16 protein-coding genes are annotated in these 18360 nt (G+C 56.6%); 6 read left to right on the top strand and 10 right to left on the bottom strand.

All coding sequences use genetic code 11. The annotated features are described in order from the left end of the window. Positions 1-145 precede the first annotated feature (145 nt). Both gmd and fcl read left to right on the top strand, forming a co-directional pair. Positions 146-1270: a GDP-mannose 4,6-dehydratase gene (gmd, locus tag AC2FH9_RS05900; RefSeq protein ID WP_142639846.1), complete on the top strand. Its 1125-nt coding sequence runs from the start codon at positions 146-148 to the stop codon at positions 1268-1270. 10 nt (positions 1271-1280) lie between these two features. Beyond that, a complete protein-coding gene (gene fcl, locus AC2FH9_RS05895; protein ID WP_496871056.1) occupies positions 1281-2258 on the top strand; it encodes a GDP-L-fucose synthase in 978 nt (325 codons plus the stop codon). A gap of 32 nt (positions 2259-2290) precedes the next feature. Here fcl and AC2FH9_RS05890 read toward each other — a convergent pair whose 3' ends face one another. The 8 genes from AC2FH9_RS05890 to AC2FH9_RS05855 all read right to left on the bottom strand — a co-directional run bounded on the left by AC2FH9_RS05890 (position 2291) and on the right by AC2FH9_RS05855 (position 13284). Beyond that, the gene (locus tag AC2FH9_RS05890) at positions 2291-3367 is read right to left on the bottom strand and encodes a DUF2793 domain-containing protein (RefSeq protein WP_496698329.1); all 1077 of its coding nucleotides are present in this window, start codon (positions 3365-3367) and stop codon (positions 2291-2293) included. A gap of 207 nt (positions 3368-3574) precedes the next feature. After that, positions 3575-5011 carry a mannose-1-phosphate guanylyltransferase/mannose-6-phosphate isomerase gene (locus tag AC2FH9_RS05885; RefSeq protein ID WP_496749865.1) on the bottom strand — a complete coding sequence of 479 codons (1437 nt, stop codon included), beginning with the start codon at positions 5009-5011 and terminating at the stop codon, positions 3575-3577. Positions 5012-5077: 66 nt separating this feature from the next. Then, positions 5078-5971, bottom strand: a complete 894-nt coding sequence (galU, locus tag AC2FH9_RS05880; protein ID WP_496749864.1) for a UTP--glucose-1-phosphate uridylyltransferase GalU — start codon at positions 5969-5971, stop codon at positions 5078-5080. A 311-nt stretch (positions 5972-6282) separates the two neighbouring features. Next, positions 6283-8088 carry an ABC transporter ATP-binding protein gene (locus AC2FH9_RS05875; RefSeq protein WP_496871055.1) on the bottom strand — a complete coding sequence of 602 codons (1806 nt, stop codon included), beginning with the start codon at positions 8086-8088 and terminating at the stop codon, positions 6283-6285. A gap of 1 nt (position 8089) precedes the next feature. Next, complete coding sequence (locus AC2FH9_RS05870; RefSeq protein WP_142639834.1) at positions 8090-9019, bottom strand: ABC transporter permease subunit; 930 nt, start codon at positions 9017-9019, stop codon at positions 8090-8092. A 10-nt stretch (positions 9020-9029) separates the two neighbouring features. Continuing rightward, positions 9030-9953 (bottom strand): oligopeptide ABC transporter permease OppB, encoded by a 924-nt coding sequence (gene oppB, locus AC2FH9_RS05865; protein WP_142639832.1) that lies wholly within the window; start codon positions 9951-9953, stop codon positions 9030-9032. A gap of 65 nt (positions 9954-10018) precedes the next feature. Beyond that, positions 10019-11647: a peptide ABC transporter substrate-binding protein gene (locus tag AC2FH9_RS05860; RefSeq protein ID WP_142639830.1), complete on the bottom strand. Its 1629-nt coding sequence runs from the start codon at positions 11645-11647 to the stop codon at positions 10019-10021. 401 nt (positions 11648-12048) lie between these two features. Beyond that, complete coding sequence (locus tag AC2FH9_RS05855; RefSeq protein ID WP_142639828.1) at positions 12049-13284, bottom strand: lytic murein transglycosylase; 1236 nt, start codon at positions 13282-13284, stop codon at positions 12049-12051. A 183-nt stretch (positions 13285-13467) separates the two neighbouring features. Between AC2FH9_RS05855 and AC2FH9_RS05850 the strand changes: the two genes are divergently transcribed. From AC2FH9_RS05850 to AC2FH9_RS05835, 4 genes are read left to right on the top strand one after another with little or no spacing between them, the layout of a single operon-like run. Continuing rightward, entirely contained in the window at positions 13468-14430 is a 963-nt protein-coding gene (locus AC2FH9_RS05850; RefSeq protein WP_496749862.1) for a cytochrome ubiquinol oxidase subunit II family protein, read from the top strand. Next, a complete protein-coding gene (locus AC2FH9_RS05845; protein WP_496871054.1) occupies positions 14427-16517 on the top strand; it encodes a cbb3-type cytochrome c oxidase subunit I in 2091 nt (696 codons plus the stop codon). The genes AC2FH9_RS05850 and AC2FH9_RS05845 overlap by 4 nt, the downstream gene beginning before the upstream one ends. Then, positions 16514-17146 (top strand): cytochrome c oxidase subunit 3, encoded by a 633-nt coding sequence (locus tag AC2FH9_RS05840; protein WP_142639822.1) that lies wholly within the window; start codon positions 16514-16516, stop codon positions 17144-17146. Before AC2FH9_RS05845 ends, AC2FH9_RS05840 begins: the two co-directional genes overlap by 4 nt. Positions 17147-17156: 10 nt before the next feature. Next, a complete protein-coding gene (locus tag AC2FH9_RS05835) occupies positions 17157-17465 on the top strand; it encodes a cytochrome o ubiquinol oxidase subunit IV (RefSeq protein ID WP_496871053.1) in 309 nt (102 codons plus the stop codon). 16 nt (positions 17466-17481) lie between these two features. Here the strand turns inward: AC2FH9_RS05835 and AC2FH9_RS05830 are convergent, their stop codons facing one another. Both AC2FH9_RS05830 and AC2FH9_RS05825 read right to left on the bottom strand, forming a co-directional pair. Then, positions 17482-17844 (bottom strand): fluoride efflux transporter FluC, encoded by a 363-nt coding sequence (locus AC2FH9_RS05830; RefSeq protein ID WP_496749858.1) that lies wholly within the window; start codon positions 17842-17844, stop codon positions 17482-17484. Further along, positions 17841-18338, bottom strand: a complete 498-nt coding sequence (locus AC2FH9_RS05825) for a fluoride efflux transporter FluC (protein ID WP_496788787.1) — start codon at positions 18336-18338, stop codon at positions 17841-17843. Before AC2FH9_RS05825 ends, AC2FH9_RS05830 begins: the two co-directional genes overlap by 4 nt. Positions 18339-18360 lie beyond the last annotated feature (22 nt).

Here is an 18360-nt window from a genome sequence, read left to right as displayed (position 1 = left end):
TTAACAAATACCGCCTTTGGCGCGCACACATTCGAAGAAAGTTCCGCCGGTTTCAATGCCTGTCAGCGTGCTTGGGTTGCATTCCGGGGATTCTTGCTGTTTTTGGGTCGGCAATCATACACATTTGTTTTCGTAGGGCGGAACTATGACAAAAACGGCATTAATCACCGGGATTACCGGACAAGACGGATCGTATCTGGCCGAGTTTTTGTTGGAAAAAGGTTATGAAGTTCACGGCATTAAGCGTAGGGCGTCCTCATTCAACACGCAACGCATCGATCACATCTATCAAGACCCACACGTTCCCAATCCCAAACTGCACCTGCACTATGGAGATCTGAGCGATACGTCTAACCTGACGCGAATCATTCGCGAAGTGCAGCCGGACGAGGTCTATAACCTAGGCGCACAGTCCCATGTGGCCGTCAGTTTTGAATCCCCGGAATACACTGCGGATGTGGATGCCATTGGTACTTTGCGTTTGCTGGAAGCGATACGTTTTCTCGGGCTCGAGAAAAAGACACGCTTCTATCAGGCCTCGACCTCGGAACTCTACGGTCTGGTGCAAGAGACCCCGCAACGCGAAACCACCCCGTTCCACCCACGGTCACCTTATGCGGTTGCCAAACTTTATTCTTACTGGATCACGGTCAATTACCGTGAGGCCTATGGCATGTATGCCTGTAACGGGATCCTGTTTAACCACGAAAGCCCGCGCCGGGGCGAAACTTTTGTTACCCGCAAGATCACACGCGGTTTGGCAAATATTGCGCAAGGGCTGGAAAGCTGCCTGTACATGGGCAATATCGACAGTCTGCGGGATTGGGGCCACGCGAAGGACTATGTGCGGATGCAATGGCTGATGCTGCAGCAGGACAATCCTGAGGATTTCGTGATTGCGACCGGGGTTCAGTATTCGGTACGTCAGTTCATTGAATGGTCGGCAGCCGAGCTTGGCGTTTCACTGGAATTCACCGGGTCAGGCGTTGACGAAACCGCGACTGTCGTCTCGATCGAGGGGGACAAAGCCCCGGGATTGAAACCCGGTGACGTCGTGATGCGGATAGACCCGCAATATTTTCGCCCGGCCGAGGTCGAGACCCTTCTGGGCGATCCCTCAAACGCCAAGAACAAACTGGGTTGGGTACCAGAACTGACCGTGCAGGAAATGTGCGCTGAGATGGTGACCGAAGACCTGAAGACGGCCAAACGTCACGCGCTTTTGAAAGAGCACGGGTTTGAGCTGCCAATGAGCCTGGAAAACGGCTGAGGAGGCCCTCATGCGTAAGATCTATGTTGCCGGGCATCGTGGTATGGTTGGCGGTGCAATCCTGCGCCGTTTGCAAAACCGCAAGGACGAAGGCGAAGCGCTGGAGTTGATCACGCGCAGGCATTCCGAACTGGATCTGACCGACCAATCCGCCGTGCGTGATTTTATGCAGACTGAGCGTCCGGATATGGTGATCCTAGCCGCGGCCAAGGTCGGTGGGATTCACGCAAATAACACGTACCCCGCAGATTTCATTTACGAAAACCTGATGATTGAATGCAACGTGATTCATCAGGCTTTTGCAGCGGGGGTTCAGCATTTGCTGCAGCTGGGCAGCTCGTGCATTTACCCACGGGCTGTGCCTCAGCCCATGCGTGAAGACGCTTTGCTGACCGGGGTGCTGGAGCCCACCAACGAACCCTATGCCGTTGCAAAGATCGCCGGGATCAAGCTGTGTGAAAGCTATAATCGCCAACATGGCGTCGATTACCGGTCGGTTATGCCGACCAACCTCTATGGCCCCGGAGACAATTTTCACCCTGAAAACAGCCATGTCCTACCGGCCTTGATCCGCAGATTCCACGAGGCACAGCGCGACGGGCTGGAAGAAGTGGTGATTTGGGGCACAGGAAAGCCAAGGCGCGAGTTTTTGCATGTTGATGATATGGCCGAGGCATCGCTGTTCGTGCTCGATCTGCCGCGCGATATCTATGATGCGAATACCCAGCCGATGCTGAGCCATATCAATGTGGGATGCGGCGAAGATATCTCAATCGCTGAGCTGGCGGCCCTGGTGGCTAGGACAACCGGATTCATGGGTAAGATCACTCAGGATGTCAGCAAGCCTGACGGGACACTGCGCAAGTTGATGGATGTGTCCCGCCTGGCCGATATGGGGTGGCGCGCACGCGTCGGACTCGAAGATGGTATCCGCGAGACCTATGCGTGGTTTCTGGAGCAGGCAGACACCGATTTGCGCGCCAAATGACCGCCTGGGCATAGCTCCGGACGGTCTAAAGCTCAGAACCAGCGACCGGTTGCGATTACCGTTGGGGACAGGCTGCTTGTGTCCGAGGATGCCGATAGAACCTTAAAGGGCACTTGTGTTTCAGTGGCCGCGCCCAAACCTATAAACCGGCTTGTCGCGCCGCCACTGCCACCGACCGAGGGTGAGGTTCCGGACGCAAAGGCTGCGGGAAAGCTCCAGGTGGTCTCGGCGCTGGAATACAGCGATCCTTCGGCGTTCACGCAATCGGTGGCCGTCAGAACGCCCGTGCAGATTTGTGTACCATCCGCAAACCGAACATATTCGCCATTGGCGGTTGATCCGCGTTCGACGACCGCGCCGGTTGGCACCCCGGCGGTTTCTGACACAGAGCCCAGCAGGTTTCCGGGGCAGTAGCCATAGTCGGCCCGCATCAGACGACCTGCGGTGATGTCTTCGGCATCGTTTTGAATGGCAGAGCCTGAGGCTATTCCGGTGGCGGGGTCAAAGCTCAGCGCCTCGGTCCAGGATCCGCCATCAGCCGAGACTTTGATGGAAAAACCGGTATTGCCAGACAATCCCATTTCCGCATGGCCAACCCAGTTTGACTGGAACAAAAGCGAGGCGGTATCCCCGGCCGCTGCCTTGTTGATCTTCAACTGGTGACCCGCCCCGTCATGGCTGAGCAACGTCGCAGGCGACCGGATCGAAAGCCGATTGGTGCTGTCATACCCTGTTGCGATACCGACACCGTCCAGGTTCTGGGTTGCGACCTGAGGCTCGGACCAGTCTGCGCCATCCCAGATCTTCAACCGGTTGGCCTGTTCATCCCAGGCCCGCCAGCCGATTCCCGGGGTCACAAAATGCCAAGCGTCATCCAACCAGGCCGCAAGGGCGCCCGGCTGCGCGGCCCAATCCCCGGTAGGGTTGGCGCCAAGCGCGTGAATCTCGCCCTGTTCCGGCACCGCAGGCGGGACCGAGGCGTTTGTCGACGCTACGCTCAGCTGGACAATCAGGTCCAGAGCACGCAGCGCCTCGTTATGGGTGACGTGTTTCTGGGCCTGCGAAGGTTGCAGGAAAGGTAAATCCAATCTGGGTGAGTTTTGTGACACGGGCGGCGTCCTCCTGTAGCTGTCGGTCCGACTATTGCATTGCGCGCCACATTGCCGTGCCCAGGATGAATCCGGTCTGATCTGACCGAACGTTCGAATAATCATTTGCTAACGTTTGGAGGATTCCATGGGGCGTAGCCAAAGGTCAGGATTCAACGAAAAAGGGCAGCCGAAGCTGCCCTTAAGTTTACCAATCACCGTGAAGGGTTAGCTGCGGGCGTACACATCCTCGTACCGGATGATGTCGTCCTCACCCAGATAAGACCCGGTCTGGACCTCGATCAGAACCATCGGCACCTTGCCCGGATTCTCCATCCGATGAACGGCACCGAGCGGGATGTAGACAGACTGGTTTTCAGAGATCAGGCGCACATCTTCGTCGATCGTAACTTTTGCCGTGCCCTGTACAACGATCCAGTGTTCAGACCGGTGGTGATGGGATTGCAGGCTTAGTGAGGCGCCGGGGTGAACGTGTATGCGTTTGACCTGGAACCGATCCCCGATGACCAGGCTTTCGAACCAGCCCCAAGGGCGATGATCGACCGGCAGCGATTCCGCTTGTTTGGCGCCTTTGGCCTTCAGGGCCGCAACCGCCTGTTTGACGTCCTGAGCCTTGTCCATGCTGGCCACCAAAACCGCATCGGGCATGGCGACCGCAATCATGTTTTCCAGACCCATCGCAACAACTTCTTGCGTGGGGGTTTCTGAACGCACCAATACGTTCCGGCAGTCAATGGTGGTAACCTGGCCCGTGGTGGCAACCCCATCGGCGTCTGGATTGCTCAGCTCTTGAACTGCCGACCAGCTGCCGACATCCGACCAGCCCGACGCATAGGGCACGACGCTCAGATTGCGGGCTTTCTCCATGACCGCATAGTCGATCGAGATATCCTCGACAGCGCCCCAGGCTTGGGGGTCGAGGCGCAGAAACCCGAGGTCGGTCTTTGCCTCACGGACGGCCTTGCCGACCGGGTCCAGCAGTGCGGACGCATGTTCTTTGAATGCAGCGATTATGTCTTTGACCGCGAACAGAAATATCCCCGAATTCCAAAGATAGCTGCCATCGGCGATCATGGCTTGGGCATTCGGCAGATCAGGCTTTTCGACAAAACGGTCCAGCGCAATGGCGGTGTTGCCCGTATCTGGGGCATGGCTGAGCTTGAGATATCCATAGCCGGTTTCCGGCCGGTCCGGAGTGATCCCGAAAGTGACGAGATCCCCACGATCCGAAATCGCGCGCGCGCCTTCGGTAACTGCCTGATGAAACGCAGCTTTGTCCGGGATGACATGGTCCGATGGGGCGACAAGCATGATCGCATCCGGGTTGCTGGCGGCCAGATACAACGCGGCGGCCAGAACCGCCGGTGCTGTGTTGCGCCCTTCGGGTTCGATCAGAATGGGGCCAGGATCTATGCCAATCGCGCCCAGTTGTTCCGGAACCACAAAACGGAATGCATCATTGGTAAGGATCAGCGGCTTGGCATAAGGCGCGTCCTTGGGTCCCTGCATTCGTTCAGCACAATCCTGAAGCAGGCTTGAATCACCGATCAGAGGGACGAACTGCTTGGGGTAACTTTTGCGCGACAGGGGCCACAGTCGGGTGCCGGACCCTCCGCAGAGTATGATGGGATGGATGGTGGTCATTGCGGCTTGCCTCGAAGGTTCTTGGACTTTGTCACTTTAGAAACGACATGCTGAAGGTTGCGGGCGCTATTGAGCGGCCTTCCCGGCGGCGACTATCTCGTTCAGATATTGGCTCAGGTCATCACGCAGATCGCTACGGGCCAGCGCAAAGGCAACAGTTGCCTGGAGGAACCCGGCTTTCGAGCCGCAATCAAATCGCTGGCCGTCGAATTTATAGCCAAACACGGGCACACCGTTACAGATGTCTTCTGCGATTGCATCGGTCAGCTGAATCTCACCGCCACTGCCCGTTTTCTTTTGGTTGAGATTGTACAGCACTGACGGCCCCAGAATATACCGACCGATAACGGCCAGGTTCGAGGGGGCTTCTTCCGGCTTGGGCTTTTCAACCATTCCTCTGGCGCGAACCACTGAGCCGACGTTTTCGCCTACATCCAGAACGCCATAGGAACTGGTTTTTTCGTTTGGCACTTCCATCGTTGCGACCATGTTGCCACCGGTTTCCGCATAGGCTTCGACCATCTGCTGCAGACAGGGTTTATCAGCAGCAATGACGTCATCAGGCAGCATGACGGCAAATGGCTCGTCGCCGATCAGCCGGCGGGCGCACCAGACCGCATGGCCCAGCCCAAGCGCCTTGTGCTGACGGATATAGGCGATGGCGCCGCTTTCCATATTCGTTGCATTCAGCGCCTCAAGCAGGTCATCCTTGCCCTTGGCCTTGAGCTCTTGTTCCAGAACGAGGTTGTGATCAAAGTAATCTTCCAGCGCAGATTTGCCACGCGAAGTTACAAAGATGAATTCGGTAATACCTGCGGCACGGGCTTCGTCGATTGCGTATTGAACCAAAGGACGGTCAACCAGTGTCATGATCTCTTTGGGGACGGATTTTGTCGCTGGGAGAAAACGCGTGCCCAATCCCGCAACGGGGAAAATCGCCTTGGTGACCTTGCGTACCATGTTACCTCTCAAATTCAATTCTTGCCCGACCGCGTAGGGCAGGCCGGGGTTTCCTATTAGGCTGCGCAGTCAGAACAATCAATGACATCGCGGCCGCAGTCTAAAATCTGACAGGAAGGTGCCACCGGGGGTAGGGGAAGTCAAAACGAACCGCCGTTTGATGCCTTTGAAACCCGTCATTTACCGGTGTTTTGTTGTACAATCCGGCCCTTCGTCCATTCATTGGCAAGAATACGCCAAGAATCGTCATGAAGTCGTGCAAAGCCGAACCTGTCCCCGAGGCTGTTCATGCGGCCTCGGGGACAGGGGATTTATGTGTTCGCCAGTATTGTCTCAAGCGGGTCATGCTCGGCCACGAAATGGTTTGGTGCGACCTCGTTGAGCTGTGGAACATAATCGTTCTGACCGGCCGATAGCCGGCTGGGCAAGAACCTGAGCGCCGCTTTCGGGTCCATCGGCGAAGGCAGCTCGCCCGGCAATTTGAGGCGCTGGCGTTGCCGTTCCACATCCGGATCGGGGATCGGGACCGCCGAGATCAGCGATTTGGTATAGGGGTGTAGAGGCTGCGAACAGATCACCTCTCCATCTCCCAATTCGACGATGCGCCCCAGATACAGTACCATGATCCGGTTTGACACTGTCCGTACCACGGACAGGTCGTGGCTGATGAAAATCATCGACAGCCCGAATTCCTGCTGCAGCTCTTTCAAAAGCTCTACGATCTGGGCCTGGATCGACACGTCCAGAGCCGAGACCGCCTCGTCACAAATGATCAGCTTGGGCTTGTTGATCATCGCCCGCGCGATCCCGACCCGCTGGTTCTGCCCACCGGACAGCTCGTGCGGATAGCGGTTGATCATGTTGGCCTGCAGGCCAACCCGCTCCATCATTTCGCCGACCATTTTCTTGCGCTCACGCTCTGTCAGATCCGGGCGATAGGTTTTCAGCGGTTCGGCGATAGAGGCCGAGATGGTCATTCGCGGATCGAGGCTGGCCAGCGGATCCTGGAACACAATCTGCAGGTCCTTGCGGTACTTGTTCAGCTCGGCCCGCTTTAGCCCGACTATCGGATGGCCCAGCCAGCTGACATTGCCACCGCTGGGTTCGATCAGCTGCAGAACCGCCCGCGCCAGTGTGGATTTGCCACAGCCGGATTCACCCACAACGCCCAGCGTCTCGCCCTTACGGATGTCAAAGCTGACACCGTCCACGGCCTTCAGCGGCACCTTGCGCCCGAACAGCCCGCCCGAGACATGGATCGGGAAATGCACTTTGACGTCATCGACCCGCAGCAGAGGTTCATCGGTTTCTGCCAGCGCTTTTGGCGCGTCACCGGCATCAATGCGCGGCATCGCTTCAAGCAGGGTGCGGGTGTATTCATGCTGCGGCGCTCGGAAGATCTCGCGTGTTTCCCCGGCCTCAACAAACTGACCCAGACGCATGACCTGAATGCGGTCACACATCCGTGCCACCACGCCCATGTCATGCGTGATCAGTGCAATGGCAGTGCCTTCGTCTTTTTGCAGGTGCACCATCAAGTCCAGAATGTCGGCCTGGACCGTCACATCCAGCGCCGTGGTCGGTTCATCGGCGATCAGCAGCTTTGGGCTGCACAACATCGACATGGCGATCATGACACGTTGGCGCATGCCCCCCGACAATTCGTGCGGGTATTGATCCAGACGACGGTTTGCCTCGGGGATGCGGACCCGATCCAACCACTCCAGACAGCGCGCCCGAGCGGCCGAACCCTGCAACCCTTCGTGAACCTGCAGAACCTCACGCATTTGCTGCCCGACCCGCAGATGCGGGGTCAGGGCGGTCAGCGGATCCTGAAAGATCATGCCGACGTCATCGCCCCGGATCTGGTTCAGCTTGTTGATCGGCAGATTCAGGATTTCCTTGCCATTCAGTGTGGCCGAACCGATTGCACGACCCGCTGAAGGCAACAGCCCCATCGCGGCCATGAAAGTCTGGCTTTTACCGGACCCGCTTTCGCCCACAATACCAAGGCATTCGCCCGGATTAATGTCAAAGCTGATGCCTTTGACGGCCTCGACCACACCATCGGGGGTGTCGAACTGGACGCTTAGGTCCTTAACAGAGAACAGGCTCATATCAGCGATCCTTTGGGTCCAGAGCGTCACGCAGCCCATCGCCGATGAAGAACATCGTGATGATAATGGCGACATAGAATGTCAGAGGGAACATCAGCTGCCAGAGGGTTCCGTACCCCATTGTGCCTGCCCCTTCAGCGATCAGACGGCCTAGCGAGGTATAGGGCTCCGAGATGCCAAGTCCGAGGAACGAGATAAAGCTTTCGGTCAGGATCATCTCGGGCACCAGAAGCGAAGCATAGACGATTACCACGCCCAGCAGGTTGGGCAGGATATGGCGATACATGATGGTGAATTCGCTAACACCGGCGGCACGCGCGGCCTCGATGAATTCGCGGTTTTTCAGGGCCAGAGTCTGCCCTCTGACGATCCGTGACATGGTTAGCCAACCAACCGCGCCCAATGCGATGAACAGGGTAAAGAACGACCGACCGGCCACTACAAGCAACAGAATGATGATCAGAGTTGTCGGAATGGCCAGAAGGATATCGACGAACCGCATCATCGCGCCGTCAAGGCGCCCGCCAATATACCCGGCGGCGATGCCATAGCAGGTGCCAACAATCAACGCGGTGGCCGCCCCGACTAGCCCCACCAACAACGATGTTGTTGTGGCCTGAATGACCCGGCTGTAAAGGTCGCGCCCCAGATCGTCGACGCCAAAGAAGTGCCCGGTCTCGATCGACGGCATTCCCATGCCACGGATGTCACCCATCACGTTCCAGTCGATTTCCTCATTGCTCCAAACGGCGAAATATGGGCCGAAGATTGTGAACAGAACGATCATCAGCAAGATGAATACACTCGCCATTGCGGCTTTGTTGCGGACAAACCGCATCCGCGCATCCTGCCAGAGGGAACGCCCCTGAACGGCCGTGAAATCGGTGATATCCTCGGCCAGATGGGCGGCTTTTTGTGATTTTCCTAGCATTTTGTGCCCCTCAGTACCGGATTTTCGGATCGAACCAGGCATAAGCCAGATCGGTCAGCAGGTTCACGATGACAGTCAGCGTGCCGTAGAGGATGGTGACCCCCAGCAGCACTGCATAATCGCGCGACAGGGCCGAGCCGACATAGGCCTGCCCGAGACCGCCGGTCGAGAAATAGATGTCGACGAAAACTGATCCGGTCAGAACATAGACAAAGACCGGCCCCAGATAGGACACCACCGGCAGCAGCGTGGGCTTCAACGCATGGCGCCAGATTACGGTCCTGGTAGGCAAACCCTTGGCCCGGGCCGTGCGGATGAAGTTCGAGTTCAGAACTTCCAGCATCGACGAACGGGTAATCCGCGCGATCGACCCCATATAGGATGTGGCCAAAGCGATGACAGGCATGATCAGGTATTGCCACTGACCGCCGTTCCAGCCACCACCCGGCAACCATCCCAACCACAAAGTGAAAGTCAGGATCAGGATCGGCCCCATGATGAAGTTCGGCAGAGCCTGCGCAGCGATCCCCAGACCTACGGCAAAATAGTCGATCCAGCTATTGTGTCGGATGGCTGCGGCGATCCCAAGGCCAATACCTACGACACTTGCCAGCAGGAATGACAATGACCCATAAGTCAGCGAGATCGGGAAGCCTTGCGAAATGATATCATTGACGTCCCGGTCCTTGAACTTGAAGGACGGGCCGAAATCGAAATGCACGACAATGTTGTACAGATAGTCCCAAAGCTGTTTCCACAGCGGCTGGTCCAGACCATAGCGCGCCTCAATATTGGCCAGTACCTGCGGCGGCAATGGCCGTTCCGAGGTAAACGGCCCGCCGGGCGCGTAGTGCATCAGAAAAAAACAGGCAACGATCAGCAACAGGATCGTTGGAACGGCGATCAGCAATCGCCGGATGATATAGGCAAGCATTTCATGCCCCCATTATTGGCTTTGCCCCGGGGTGATCTTCGGGGCAAAGCTTGGTCTAAGGAAGGTTATTCGGCGATCTTGTAGAGGTTCTTGGAGTACCAGTTCTGCTCTACGTTCTTGACCGGCCAGTTGCCTACATCGCTGTCCATCATGTAGACGCCAGCATAGTGATAGATCGGGATAACCGGAGTCTCTTGTGCAATGATCCGCTCAACCTCGGTATACAGTGGTGCTGCGTCATCTGCTGTCTTGGCCTGGGTCAGCAATTCGTCAACTTTGGAGTTGTTGTACTTGCCGTCGTTATAGCCGGAATCCGATTGCAACAGGTCCAGGAAGGTCGAGGCTTCGTTATAGTCGCCACACCAGGCGCCACGGGCCAGATCAAAGTTCTGGTTGCCGCGCTCTTCCAAGAACACTTTCCATTCCATATTGGCCAACTCGACCTGTACGCCCAGTTTCTGTTTCCACATCTGGCTCAGTGCCACTGCGACTTTCTTATGGGCCTCTGATGTGTTGTAGACCATGTCAAAGCTCAGCGGGTTGTCGGGGCCAAATCCGGCCTCGGCCAGCAGCTCCTTGGCCAGCTCGTCACGCTCGGCTTGCGTCATCGAAGCCATTTCGACTTCAGGGACGGTGAACCCAGCGGTTGCTTCGGGTGCGAACGTATATGCGGGCGGCTCACCACCGGCTTTGACGTTCTTGGTGATGATGTCGCGGTCAACTGCAAGAGACAGGGCTTGACGTACATTTGGGTTCTTGAATTCTTCCGGTCCGCTGTCAGACAGGTTGAATGTATAGTAATAGTTGCACAGGCGCGGGAAGCTGATGGCCTCTTCGGGGTGCTCTTTCTGTAGGCGCGGGAACTGACCAGCAGGTACTTCAGTGCGGTCCAGCTCGCCTGCGAGGTAACGGGTCAGGGCTACGTTTTCGTCGTTGATGACAAGGGCCACGACTTTTTCGACAATCGTATTGTCGTTATCCCAATACATCTCGTTGCGCTCACGGACCGAGCGTTCCTGTGGCAGGTGTTCGGTCAGAACATAGGCGCCGTTCGAGACGATGTTTTCCGGCTTAGTCCAGGCGTCGCCGAACTCTTCGATCACCTTCTGCGGGGCAGGGAAGGTGGTGGAATGGGTGGTCATTTGCGCGAAATAAGGCAGTGCTGCGCTCAGCTTGACCTCAAGTGTGTGGTCGTCGATGGCAGTTACGCCCAGTTCGTCCACCGGCTTCTCACCAGCAATGATTTCGGCCGCATTTTCGATCGACATCAGCTCCATGAACCACGCATAAGGCGAGGACAGAGCGGGATCGACGGCACGTTTCCATGCAAAGACGAAATCGCCTGCCGTGACCGGATCACCATTGGACCATTTGGCGTTATCACGCAGTGTAAATGTGTAAACGTCCTTGGTATCGTTTGTGGTATAGCCGGTTGCGACACCGGGCACCAAATTGCCGTCTTCGTCTTGGTTCATCAGGCCTTCGAACAGGTCGCGGACAATTTCCGCGCCGGTAACGTCTTCAACAACCTGCGGGTCAACCGAACTGTGCTCATCCAGAACGCGATAGGTGAAGGTTTGATCATCCGCCAGCGCCTCGCCGGTTTCGGGATGGGTGCCGGCGGCAAATGCAGCGCCGGTGATCATGGTCGAGGTCAGTAGCCCCGCCAGAGATGTCCGAATGTATTTGTTCATATCTTTCTACTCCCATTTGTGTGGTGGCAAGGTACGCACATCCGTTCAGGATGGTCGCTGACCACCATGATTGTCCGACTCAGATAGACCGGGACTTGTTCGAATTTTGCTTTTTCAGATCGCAATGAACACCGCGTCGCAGTCTTTCGGTTTGCTGTCGGAAACGTAGTTGCGAAAGTCGCCTTTCACTGATGCAGAACGTGGCACTATTTCAAAAAAGGTTAAAGCCTTTGCGTGCAAAATGGCCAGGTGCGGCCGAAATCTAAAAAATTCCACGGGAGAACGGAAATATTATAATGATACGCGATGGTTTCTTGACATTTTTGTGAAGCTCTTGAGTACGCGGTTGAGCGTTGACGCAAGGTCCGCTTTTGCGGCTTTCCAAAAATTGGCGCGAATCGCTATTGGGTCAGTGCCCGGACCATATGGGTCTGAGGAAAGCATGTGGCGGACTGATTGGTGGCCTCTTGCCAGCGCCCGATAGAGCGGCGTGTTCGAAAGCCCGGCAGGCCGTCAGCGCCGCCGACGTCATGGCCCATCTGTTCCAATGCGCGCTGCATGGCTGCTATATCCGATCGGTAAAGACCGCCGACTTTGTCCCACCGGCCGCGGAAATCCTGGACGCCATATTCTATCCTATCCCCAACATGGCCGACGAACAGGGCGTAGAGATCGCTTTTGTTGTATTCTTTCAGGACATAAAAATTAGGGGTGACAATGAAGGCCGGGCCATTGCGCCCGGCGGGCATCATCAAAAACCCTTGCCCCTGCATTTCTTGTTTTGGAAACGGCTTGCCAGATACACGGGTGATCCCTAGCCCGGCCCAGTCGCGAATAGGACGGCCCTGATCCGGCCCTTCGAGGGTGCAGGAAACCGAAGACGGGACAGTTACTTCGAACCCCCAATCACGACCCGAGACCCAGCCATGTTGGTCGAGGTAGTTTCCGATCGATGAAATTGTGTCCTCGGCCGAGGTCCAGATATCCGCGCGCCCGTCGCCATTTCCATCGGCCGCATAAGTCAGGTAGTTCGATGGCATGAACTGCGGTTGCCCAAGCGCACCGGCCCAACTGCTTTTCATTTGATCCGGCGGTATGTGGCCAGCCTCGGCAATCTTGAGCGCGGCGATAAGCTCTGACGTGAAATATTCTGAGCGGGTGCTCATGAAACCTTTGGTGCCCAGAACCTGAAATGCATTATGCCGGATAGCCACCTGCCCATATCCGCTTTCGCGGCCCCAGATCGCAAGAATGATGCGCGCAGGGACGCCGGTATCGGATTCCACCTGGCTTAGCGTCGCGCTATAGCGCCGGGCCATCTTGCGCCCGACAGAGGTGGCCCCCTGAACCGAACCAGCGTTGAAATAGCGGCCTGGTGATCCGAACTCGGCCTGTTTTTGCTGTTTGGGAACTGCTTTTGCCGTGCCCGGAGGCACCAGATCTGGCAGTTTCCAGTTCAGCGTGACGCCGTTGAAGGCCCTGTTCATCGTGCGCTTTGAAATACCCTCGGATTTCGCCCGCGCCCAGACCGTGTGTTTCAGCCATGACTGAAACTGAGCCTCGATCGCCGCACGATCCTGTGCTGTCGCACTTGTCGACAGGTAGCAAAGTCCAAGAGTAAGGATTAACCAACGCATTGTCCTATGATCTCACCTGCGATCTACTTTAAGTCAACCTACCAGAACGGCGTTTCTGCCGCTGTGATTAGGGTGGCAAGATCAAATCTCGGGAAACTGGCAGAGCTGCGTAAAAATCCTTGTGAAAATTCAGGACTCTGCCGATAGTTGTCCCAATCAATTTTGAAATGAGGATGAACAGGCGTGACATATTCCAGACCGTCTTTTGCATCCTTGGTTGTCCTGTCTGCCGCCATCGCAGGTCTTGGCTTTGTGCCGGTTGCCGAAGCCAGCAACAATTTCTTGGACCCTCAGGGACCCGTCGCCGCCCTTCAGAAAAGCCACCTTTTACGGGCAACTGTTCTGATACTGGTCGCAGTTGTTCCGGTTCTGATCCTGGTGCCTTTGATTGCCATACGGTATCGAAGGCGAAAGGAGGGGCAGGCAGACTATCGACCGGAATGGGATTTTTCCGCCCGGTTGGAGTTTCTCATGTGGGGTATCCCGGTTGTTATTGTGGCCATCCTTTCATTCTATTTGTGGAAAGCCACCCACCGGCTGGACCCTTACGAGACCTCATTCGGAGAAGAACCGGCGCTGAAAGTGCAGGTTGTTGGTCTCGACTGGAAGTGGCTGTTCATCTACCCCGATCTTGGCATCGCCAGCGTCGGTGAGATGGGGCTCCCGGTCAACCAACAGGTGGCTGTCACACTGACAACAGATACGGTGATGCAGTCCTTTATGATCCCGGCACTGGCCGGGCAAATCTATGCCATGCCGGGGATGACGACCAAATTGCACCTTGTCGCCGATAGGCCCGAAACAATGCAGGGCGAAAATACGCAGTATAACGGACGTGGCTTTACCAAACAGAAATTCAAAGCCATTGCCATGTCGTCTCAGGAGTTCAATGACTGGGCCGAGAATGTCCGGGCAAACGGGGTTCCGTTGAGCGCTGAAACATACCGAACGCTTGCCATGCGAACGGACCGGGACGAGGTGCAGGCCATGTTGGGCAATGATCAGATGCCGACTGATGCGCTGTATTTCACGCTAGCCGATGGTGATCTGTTTCAGTCGATCCTGCACCGCTATCACGGGGCCACACCCTTGCCTGCCGATCAGCAACCGGGCACTGCCGAATATGGTCAGGAGAAAACACAATGACCGATGTCGAGACTGGTTTTTTCGGCCGTCTAAACTGGGATGCTTTTCCGATCACCGGGTTGATCCAGTCGCCCAACGCAAATGAGATCGTGGCAAATGCTGCCGCTGGGATCGTGATTGTGGGCGTCATTGCCGTTGTGGGGCTGCTGACATGGTTTCGTCTGTGGGGGCCGCTGTGGCGTGACTGGCTGACCAGCGCCGACCACAAGAAGATCGGCATCATGTATATCGTCTTTGCCATCGTGATGCTGGCGCGGGGGGTTCTGGAAGGCGTTGTCATGCGCGCCCAGCAAGCCGCAGGGCCGGGCGAAGGCTTTCTGGAAGCCGAGCATTTCGCCGAGCTTTTCAGTACCCATGGCACGATCATGATCTTCTTCGTGGCCGTTCCGTTTGTGTTCGGCGCCGCCAATTTCCTGATCCCGCTGATGATCGGCGCCCGCGACGTGGCATTCCCGGTGATGAACCAGATCAGCCTAGGCCTGACCGTGTCCTCGGGCATGATGCTGATGGTTTCCCTGGTGGTCGGAGAGTTCTCGACCGGGGGCTGGACGGCCTACCCTCCCTTTACCGGTGCAGCCTTCAATCCCGGCGTTGGGCCGGATTATTGGATTTGGGCCATCGTCGTTTCGGGAATCGGCACGACGCTGACCGGGATCAACTTTGCCGTTACGATCTACAAGATGCGCGCGCCGGGGATGCAGTTCATGCGCTTGCCGATGTATTGCTGGACGATCATCTGCAGCTCGATCCTGATTGTCTTTGCCATGCCGCCGCTGGGTGTTGCGGCGCTGATGCTGGCCGCAGACCGGTACCTGGATTTCCACTTTTTCACCAATGACCTAGGCGGCAACATGATGAACTATGCCAACCTGTTTTGGCTGTTCGGTCACCCCGAGGTCTATCTGTTGGTCCTGCCCGCCTATGGTATCTATTCCGAGGTGTTTGCGACCTTCTCGGCCAAGCGCCTGTACGGGTATAATTCTCTGGTCATTGCCACGATGTCGATTGCGGTGCTGTCCTTCACGGTCTGGCTGCACCACTTTTTCACTATGGGCCAAAGCGCGCTGATCAATGCGGTGTTTGGGATTGCCACGATGCTGATCGCCATACCGACTGGCGTGAAAGTCTATGATTGGATGGCCACGCTGTTTCGCGGGCGTATCCGGTTCTCGGTCCCGATGCTCTATGGGTTGTCTTTCCTGATGCTGTTCGTGATCGGAGGGTTGTCGGGCGTCATCCTGGCCAATCCGACCATCGACTATCAGGTGCATAACACCCTGTTCCTGGTCGCGCATTTTCACAATGTGCTGTTGCCTGGCGTCCTATTTGGCCTGCTTGCGGGATACAACTATTGGTTCCCCAAAGCCTTTGGTTTCCGCCTGAATGAAGGCTGGGGACGGATATCTGTCGCGTTGTGGACCGTTGGATTTATGTTGACCTTCCTGCCGCTTTATTTTGTCGGCCTGATGGGGATGCCGCGTCGATCTTACAGTTGGGAAGACCCCAGCTTTCACCCCTATATGATCGTCGCCGTGCTTGGGTCTATGGTCATTCTCGCAGCGCTTCTGTCGATCATTGTCCAGCTTTGGGTCAGCATTCGAGACCGGGAAAAAACCCGCGTTCCGGTTGGCGACCCTTGGGATGGGCGCACGCTGGAATGGTCAATTCCGGCACCGCCGCCTCCGTATAACTTTGCAATCATTCCGCATGTGACCGACCGGGATGATTTTGCCGCCGCAAAAGAGCGCGGCAACGCCTATCCGTCCCTTGATGCCTATGAAGATATCCTCATGCCACGCAATACGGCGATCGGGTTCGGTCTGTGCGTGCTCAGCGGTATCTGGATGTTTGCGCTGGTCTGGTGGATCTGGTGGCTGGCTATTGCGACGACAGCCGCGATGTTGGCGGCCTTCATCGCCTGGACTTTCAGAACCGACACCGAAGAGGTTATTCCGGCCGAGCAGGTCCGCAAAGAGCATGAAGCCTGGCTTGATCTCGTGCGCGCATCGGCTCCGGTCAATCGCGATCATGAATACGCGCCCGAGAACCGCGGCCTGGCCCGTCCCGATCTGGAGGCCACTACATGAAACGCGCGCCGACACACAGCTATCCGGGCCTAAACTTGGGCCGACGGCATCCGGGTGCCGACAAGGCCAGCGAAGTGGTCACCTTTGGGTTCTGGGTCTTTCTGATGAGCGATCTGGTCTATTTCGGCCTGATGTTCGCGATCTATATCACCATGATCGACGCGCAGGCGGGTGGGCCCGGTCCGCATGAGCTGTTCGACCTGACCAGCATTTTTGCCCAGACCCTGATCCTGTTGACCAGCAGCCTTACAGTGGGCCTTGCGATGCTGGCGTTGAAATACAACCTGCCACGGCCCCGTATCGTGCTTTGGTTCGCGGTAACTCTGGTTCTGGGTCTCAGCTTTCTGGTACTTGAGATACGTGACTTTCTGGCTATGGCGGAAAAGGGTGGCATTCCACAGCGCAGCGGGTTTCTGTCAGCGTTTTACGGGCTTGTGCCGCTGCACGGGCTGCATGTCGCTGCGGGGTGTCTGTGGTTGATCGTTCTGGGTATTCAGCTGCGTGTGTTTGGTCTAACCGACGTTCTGATGTCACGGGTGGTTCGTCTGGCCTTGTTCTGGCATTTTCTCGACCTCATCTGGATCGGCATAATCACGATCGTCTATTTCGGAGGGCTGACCTATGGATAGGCGCAGCGAAATGCACCGACGTGAACGCCGCCGATATGTGATTGGCTATGGCGGATCGCTGCTGCTGACACTGGCGGTCTTTACCCTTGCCTATACGTTCGGGATCGAGACCAAGGGTGTTTATTTGTCGATCGGTTTGTTGGGGCTGGCGCAGCTGATTGTTCAACTGGTGTATTTCCTGCATATCGACCGTCGACGCAGCAGCCGTGAGGACCTGGACCTAGTCCTGTTTTCCACGATGGTTCTTTTGATCATTATTGTTGGGACGGTCTGGATAATGGGGAATCTGGCGGTGCGGATGCATACCTATCCGATGTAGGTCCGGCTGCACCGGATCAGCGCATCACCATCAGCCCAAGCCACAGCGCGCCCCAACACAGCAAAAGGCTCAGCGCGATATTGCCCGCCGCCGTAGCGATTGTGCGTTCGCGCCGCAGTTCCAGGGACTGGTATGCAAAGCTGGAGAAAGTGGTAAAGCCGCCACAAAAGCCGAACACCAGGCGCTGTTCCTCCAGGCTGACGCCCGTCGGTCCGCCCAGATACCCGACCCAAAGCCCAAGCAACAGACTGCCAAAGACGTTCACGATCAGCGTTGCCACGGGCAGGTCATGGCGAATTCGAATGGCGATCCAGTGCCGCAGAACCGCGCCCAAACCGCCGCCCAAACCAAACATTGCGTGCAGGTAGAGATCGCTCATTCTGACGACCTCGGTGTTGAAAAGCGACGCCCGACAGTTTCACCCAAAATTGCTGCAGCCAGACCCGCCACAATTTCCAAACCCGCCGCAGCGAGGGCAAAACCGAAACTGACCTCGGCCAGACGTTCCAATTCCGCAACAAATGAGGAAAACGTAGATAACCCGCCACAAAACCCAACCGCGCCCAAATGCAGGACGTGCGCATGCACCCGGTGCCGGATGGCGTATAACCAGCCAAGCACAAAGCATGCGGCTATATTGATGCCAAAGGTCTCGGTCAAGATCGGCAGGCCCGAGATCCCGAGCGACAACGCTTCTCTGACCAGTGACCCAGCCGCGCCACCCGTGAAAACGGCGCAGAACATGAGAGCCGTGGCCCATGCTGTTTGCGATTTTTTCACAGCCAATGATCCTGCCCGCGTTGCCCTGCCATCCGGGATACCGATTGGCGCGGCCGGGATCAACTGCGCATGGCGGATCACAAGTTTCACCATTTACGTGATTTCGGGCGTAAAG

It is taken from the genome of Ruegeria sp. CDSC081 (assembly GCF_059610485.1).
The sequence above is the reverse complement of the archived record's forward strand: the minus strand, read 5'-3'. Positions and strand labels throughout refer to the sequence as shown.

Coding starts and splice junctions, on each gene's coding strand:
- gmd (WP_142639846.1), top strand. CDS start 146: ATGACAAAAACGGCATTAATCACCGGGATTACCGGACAAGACGGATCG.
- fcl (WP_496871056.1), top strand. CDS start 1,281: ATGCGTAAGATCTATGTTGCCGGGCATCGTGGTATGGTTGGCGGTGCA.
- AC2FH9_RS05885 (WP_496749865.1), bottom strand. CDS start 5,011: ATGACCACCATCCATCCCATCATACTCTGCGGAGGGTCCGGCACCCGA.
- galU (WP_496749864.1), bottom strand. CDS start 5,971: ATGGTACGCAAGGTCACCAAGGCGATTTTCCCCGTTGCGGGATTGGGC.
- AC2FH9_RS05875 (WP_496871055.1), bottom strand. CDS start 8,088: ATGAGCCTGTTCTCTGTTAAGGACCTAAGCGTCCAGTTCGACACCCCC.
- AC2FH9_RS05870 (WP_142639834.1), bottom strand. CDS start 9,019: ATGCTAGGAAAATCACAAAAAGCCGCCCATCTGGCCGAGGATATCACC.
- oppB (WP_142639832.1), bottom strand. CDS start 9,953: ATGCTTGCCTATATCATCCGGCGATTGCTGATCGCCGTTCCAACGATC.
- AC2FH9_RS05860 (WP_142639830.1), bottom strand. CDS start 11,647: ATGAACAAATACATTCGGACATCTCTGGCGGGGCTACTGACCTCGACC.
- AC2FH9_RS05855 (WP_142639828.1), bottom strand. CDS start 13,284: ATGCGTTGGTTAATCCTTACTCTTGGACTTTGCTACCTGTCGACAAGT.
- AC2FH9_RS05845 (WP_496871054.1), top strand. CDS start 14,427: ATGACCGATGTCGAGACTGGTTTTTTCGGCCGTCTAAACTGGGATGCT.
- AC2FH9_RS05840 (WP_142639822.1), top strand. CDS start 16,514: ATGAAACGCGCGCCGACACACAGCTATCCGGGCCTAAACTTGGGCCGA.
- AC2FH9_RS05835 (WP_496871053.1), top strand. CDS start 17,157: ATGCACCGACGTGAACGCCGCCGATATGTGATTGGCTATGGCGGATCG.
- AC2FH9_RS05830 (WP_496749858.1), bottom strand. CDS start 17,844: ATGAGCGATCTCTACCTGCACGCAATGTTTGGTTTGGGCGGCGGTTTG.
- AC2FH9_RS05825 (WP_496788787.1), bottom strand. CDS start 18,338: ATGGTGAAACTTGTGATCCGCCATGCGCAGTTGATCCCGGCCGCGCCA.